Below are 5,264 nucleotides of genomic sequence, written 5' to 3'. Positions count from 1 at the left end.
GGTGTCTGATCCTTAAACAAAACGCGAGGTAACTCTCATGCTTCATACTAACAATCCCATTATCAAACACAAAGCCGGCCTGCTCAATCTCGCCGAAGAACTCGGTAACGTATCAAAAGCCTGCAAGATCATGGGCGTGTCACGCGATACATTTTACCGTTATCAGGAACTGGCTGCTGAAGGCGGCATTGATGCGCTGGTTAGCCAGAACCGCCGGGTTCCGAACCTGAAGAACCGCGCCGACGAAGCCACTGAACGCGCGGTTGTTGATTATGCTATTGAGTTCCCGCCCCATGGGCAGCACCGGACCAGTAATGAGCTGCGTAAAAAAGGCGTATTTATCTCCGGCAGCGGTGTGCGCTCCATCTGGCAACGACACGACCTGGAGAACTTCCGTAAACGCCTGAAGGCGCTTGAGGAAAAGGTCGCCAGAGAAGGCATTGTCCTTACCGACGCTCAAATCGCAGCCCTGGAGAAGAAGGCGCACGATGATGAGGCCTGCGGTGAAATCGAGACGGCACATCCCGGGTATCTGGGCTCGCAGGACACCTTCTACGTGGGCAATCTGAAGGGTGTGGGCCGTATCTACCAGCAGACGTTCGTGGATACGTACTCGAAAGTGGCGCACTGCAAGCTGTATACGAATAAAACACCGATCACCGCCGCCGACCTGCTCAATGATCGCGTACTCCCGTTCTACGAGGCTCAGGGACTGCCAGTGCTGAGAATACTGACCGACAGGGGTACGGAGTACTGTGGTAAAGTGGAGCAGCATGATTATCAGCTTTATCTGGCTATCAACGATATCGAGCATACGAAAACGAAGGCGATGTCTCCGCAGACGAACGGCATCTGCGAGCGCTTCCATAAAACCATTTTGCAGGATTTTTATCAGGTTACGTTCCGCAAGAAGTTATATGGATACCTGGAAAGCCTGCAGGTAGATCTGGACAACTGGTTGTGGCATTACAATAATGAGCGAACTCATCAGGGAAAAATGTGCTGCGGGCGTACGCCGATGGCCACTTTACTCGATGGAAAACGGATCTGGGCAGAAAAGAATCTGAACCAGATGTAATCTGACAGACACCTGTATAAATAATCGGTAACTGTCAGATAAGGTCTGAGCTAGTACACCAACTTGACCAAGGTATAATGTGCCGATGAGCAAATCATCACTCTCCCAACACGATTCTCTGTTCAAAAAGTTCATCAGTGATATCGCTGTCGCCAGGGATTTTTTGGAAGTCCATCTCCCACATCATCTGCGCGAGCGCTGCGATTTCAGCACGCTTGACATGGAATCGGGCAGCTTCATCGAAGACGACTTGCGCACTCAGTGCTCGGATATGCTGTATTCGATGAAAACCACGACAGGCCATGATGGCTACGTTTATTGCCTCATAGAGCATCAGAGCAGACCAGAAAAGCTGATGGCATTTCGTTTGATGCGCTATGCGGTGGCGGCTATGCAACGACATCTGGAGCAGGGCAACGAGACCTTGCCCGTGGTCATCCCGCTCCTGTTCTACCACGGCATCACGTCGCCCTACCCCTACAGCACCCATTGGCTCCATTGCCTTGCTGACCCTGAACTGGCAGAATCAGTCTATACACAGGCATTTCCGCTGGTTGATATCGCTACGATACCGGATGATGAAATACTCTCTCATCGCCAGGCAGCACTGCTGGAACTGGCTGGAGATATCACCCACCTGCTCAATCTATGGTCAATACCGAAAGAGCAGTTCCGTAGCCTGATATACTATATTGCAGAGTGGGGAAATACGTCGGATGAAGAGCAATTTCTACAATATATCGCCGCCACAGCAATTGACTATCGGGAGGACATCATGACCATTGCAGAGCAGCTTGAAGCCAAGGGCATCCAGAAGGGCAAGCAGGAAGGCTACCAGTTAGGCCGACAGGATGGTGTTCATGAAGGCGTACAACTCGGTCGCCAAGAAGGCGAGCATAGCGCCTCGCTCAAAATTGCAAGGCAACTTATCGCCAACGGCGTTGAACGCACTCTTGTCAAAATGTCGACCGGCCTGTCCGACGACGAACTGGCTACCCTGTTCGATGATGGTCGCTAATGTATCGCATCGATTATCAGATAGCGTACCACAACATCACCGAGGCCAGTGAAACCCCACATCATGCCAAGCAGTGGCTGATGGTGCAGCAACAGCAGGCCGGGGAAATCGCGCGGGTCAGACTGGCGCTGCACAGCCTGCCGTATGTCACGAGCTACGAACTACCGTTTCGGCTGTTGCTCATCCGTGCACCACAGGCTATCGAAAAACTGCGCGATGAGCTGACCATCCACTGCCGCCGGGTGGAAATCAACGGCAACAAACGCGGGGTGCTCTACAGCCTGAAACGTGACGTTGTTGCGCCCGAAGCGTTTCGCTATAACCGACAATTCAGGGTGTTTCGCTCCGGGGCCGAAGGGGGCACCGAAAGCAGCTACACCCATATCGCTGATCAGGTTAGCGTGCCGCGCGAACGGCTACGACTGGCGCTGACATCAGGACTTCTGGTCACAGCACTGGATGCCCTGCTGTTTTTTGGTGTTCAGCGGCTCGCCAGCGATATTGCTGCCTTGCGCAAAGGCGGTCTACACATTGATTTACTTCACGTCGAAGCGTTTGATTCCCAAACCCAGCAATTGCGCGAAATCCCGGCCTATCGGCTGATTGCTGATGATGCTGTTGCAGTCGCGGTATCACTGGCGGCCTGATTCTGGTACTTCCGGCCACGCAATATCCGGCGCTTTGCTTATATGTACTAGCTCAGACCTGATCTGACAGTTACCGATTATTTATACAGGTGTCTGTCAGATCAGGTCTGAGCTAGTACAATTTAAATGCAGAATTTACTATTTTTGCACATTTTTCACTCAGCTATGCAAAATCTCTGAAATCCCACGCAGGCCGCGTCATTAAAGGCACCACGCAGTTGTCAGTGCTCCCCCCTGAACTATGCAAAAACGATCACTCCCCCACATCACTGCTACAAATGGAAAAAAGGGACGGAATCAGCGAGAGCGTGCTGCGTAACCGTAAAGCAGGAAGGCAGCAACGGAACAGAGTAACATGGAGACGATCATCGGCTAGGCGCTGGTAAAACTCACCAGTGACAGCAGGCTTCCGACCAGTGCGCCCATGCCAAAGCGTAGTGTGCCAGCCAGCGAGGACGCAGTGCCCGCCATATGCGGAAAATCACCCAGTATCACGGCCATGGCATTTGACATAACCATCGCCATACAGCCGACATAGATAGCCACTCCCAACACCAACGGCAAGAAGCCCAGATCCAACGCGTAGATAACCACCAACGCAATACCGACAACAAACTGTATCAGCAGCCCGATGCGAAACATCTGATTCGCGCCCAAGCAGCGCACCACACTGCTATTGGTGTAGGTGGTCAGGAACAGAAAGACCACATTCAGGGCAAAGTAATAGCCGAAATGCTGCGGAGACACACCGTAGAGATCGATATAGACAAAAGGTCCAGAGCTTAAAAAAGAAAACATGCCAGAAAACGAAAACCCGCTTGCCACCATGTAGCTAAAGACTTTTTTGTGGCGAAACAGCGAGGCGAAATTCCCGGCGGTGGTACGAAAATGGAACGGCTGGCGTTTTTCTACCGGCAACGACTCTTTGACAAAGCGCATCACCAGCACCGAGGCAATCAGTGACAGCCCGGCCAGCGTCCAGAAAATCGCATGCCAGCTAAACCATAGCAGCAACACGCCGCCCAACATCGGCGCCAACAGCGGTGCGACCGTCATGACCAGCATCACAAAGCGAAAATTCATCTTTGGCGAAGGTGTCACGCATCAGCGCATTAATCACCATCGCAGACGCAGCCTCAGACAAGCCGTGCAGCATCCGCAGCACGGTAAGCTGCTCAATGGTTTGCGCCAGCGCGCAGGCCACGCCAGCCGACATAAAGACCAGCGTTCCCCCCAGTATCACGGTTTTACGTCCCAGGCTGTCCGCCATCGTGCCATAGAATAACTGACCGATAGCAAACCCCATGATGTAGGCGCTTAACGTCATCTGCACCTGGCCCGGCTCCACGCCGAACTCTTTGGCAATCACCGGCAACGCCGGCAGGTACATATCGATGGCAAACGGTGTCAGCATCGACAACAAGCCAAGAATAAAAATCAAGCCACTATGTGATGGCGCTTTCCCCACTGCATGTCTCCCAGCGTGTTGCCCGCAAAACAAAAAAATTCACCGCAGCGGCAGACCTCCACCACGGTGACGGTTGAAATAGGCTTGATGACCGGTTCAGCGGCGCATCGTGTTTACATCAGGTGGATGACAAGCGCATAACGCATACTGCATGCAGTATGGCGCAAACCGGCTCAATGCGGCAAAACGCTGGCCACTTCTTCTTCCGTCAGTGCGCGATACTCGCCCTGCTCCAGCGTGTCATCCAGTGCAATGGCACCAATGCGCTCACGGTGTAACTCAACCACGCGATTTCCCACTGCGGCGAACATCCGTTTGACCTGGTGGTAGCGCCCTTCCCCGATGGTTAACCGGACCTGATGGTCATCCAGCTTTTCCAATTGCGCGGGTTTGGTCAGCGATTTTTCACCGTGCAGTTGCACCCCCAGCTCAAACTGGTGTGCCGTATCCTCTGCCAGCGGCAGTTCGAGCGTGACCAGATAGTTTTTTTCACAGTGATGCTTGGGCGACGTAATGCGGTGCGACCATTGTCCATCGTCAGTCAGCAATACCAGTCCGGTGGTGTCAATATCCAGTCGACCCGCAGCATGCAGTTTGTGCGCAACTGGTTCATCGATAAAATAGAGAATGGTCGGGTGATCCGTATCTTCCGTTGAACACACGTACCCTTGCGGCTTGTTAAGCATGAAGTAGCGCGGGCCATTCTGCTGCACCAGCGCGTTGCCATCGAACTCAACCTGATGTTCAGGTGCCAATTTGAATGCGCCGCTTTTAACCACCTCACCATCAACGGTAACGCGCTGCGCACGCAGCTCCCGTGCTACCAATGCACGGCTGATCCCGAGTTGCTGGGATAAAAATTTGTCCAATCGCATGAGAAAATCAAGTGCCTGTCTGTGGTAAGGAGGCTTTGTTGAATAATAGTGATTCATGCTGTTTTACCAAGCCAGTTTTGGTAGAAAATGCTTGTCCCCTCAGGTGTACAGCTTTCTCATGAGGCCTAACTGCATGATTTTGCGTTGCGATGATCCGTCGTTTCACTGGACTGCCAGC

Annotated in this window: 4 protein-coding genes and 1 pseudogene; 3 read left to right on the top strand and 2 right to left on the bottom strand. The window is 52.7% G+C overall.

What is annotated here, in order from left to right; all coding sequences use genetic code 11:
- Positions 1-37: 37 nt before the first annotated feature.
- The 3 genes from QZ506_RS12505 to QZ506_RS12495 all read left to right on the top strand — a co-directional run bounded on the left by QZ506_RS12505 (position 38) and on the right by QZ506_RS12495 (position 2,743).
- Positions 38-1,078, top strand: a complete 1,041-nt coding sequence (locus tag QZ506_RS12505; RefSeq protein WP_291971446.1) for an IS481 family transposase — start codon at positions 38-40, stop codon at positions 1,076-1,078.
- Positions 1,079-1,163: 85 nt separating this feature from the next.
- Entirely contained in the window at positions 1,164-2,096 is a 933-nt protein-coding gene (locus tag QZ506_RS12500) for an Rpn family recombination-promoting nuclease/putative transposase (RefSeq protein ID WP_291971444.1), read from the top strand.
- Complete coding sequence (locus QZ506_RS12495) at positions 2,096-2,743, top strand: DNA-binding protein (protein WP_291971443.1); 648 nt, start codon at positions 2,096-2,098, stop codon at positions 2,741-2,743. The genes QZ506_RS12500 and QZ506_RS12495 overlap by 1 nt, the downstream gene beginning before the upstream one ends.
- A gap of 297 nt (positions 2,744-3,040) precedes the next feature.
- Here QZ506_RS12495 and QZ506_RS12490 read toward each other — a convergent pair.
- Positions 3,041-4,157: pseudogene (locus QZ506_RS12490) on the bottom strand (Bcr/CflA family multidrug efflux MFS transporter).
- Positions 4,158-4,384: 227 nt separating this feature from the next.
- Positions 4,385-5,086, bottom strand: coding sequence for a 16S rRNA pseudouridine(516) synthase RsuA (gene rsuA, locus QZ506_RS12485; protein WP_291971440.1), 702 nt, complete (start codon positions 5,084-5,086; stop codon positions 4,385-4,387).
- Positions 5,087-5,264 lie beyond the last annotated feature (178 nt).

The organism is Candidatus Symbiopectobacterium sp. (genome assembly GCF_020054415.1).
Classification (GTDB): domain Bacteria; phylum Pseudomonadota; class Gammaproteobacteria; order Enterobacterales; family Enterobacteriaceae; genus Symbiopectobacterium.
The sequence above is the reverse complement of the archived record's forward strand: the minus strand, read 5'-3'. Positions and strand labels throughout refer to the sequence as shown.

Coding starts and splice junctions, on each gene's coding strand:
- QZ506_RS12505 (WP_291971446.1), top strand. CDS start 38: ATGCTTCATACTAACAATCCCATTATCAAACACAAAGCCGGCCTGCTC.
- QZ506_RS12500 (WP_291971444.1), top strand. CDS start 1,164: ATGAGCAAATCATCACTCTCCCAACACGATTCTCTGTTCAAAAAGTTC.
- QZ506_RS12495 (WP_291971443.1), top strand. CDS start 2,096: ATGTATCGCATCGATTATCAGATAGCGTACCACAACATCACCGAGGCC.
- rsuA (WP_291971440.1), bottom strand. CDS start 5,086: ATGCGATTGGACAAATTTTTATCCCAGCAACTCGGGATCAGCCGTGCA.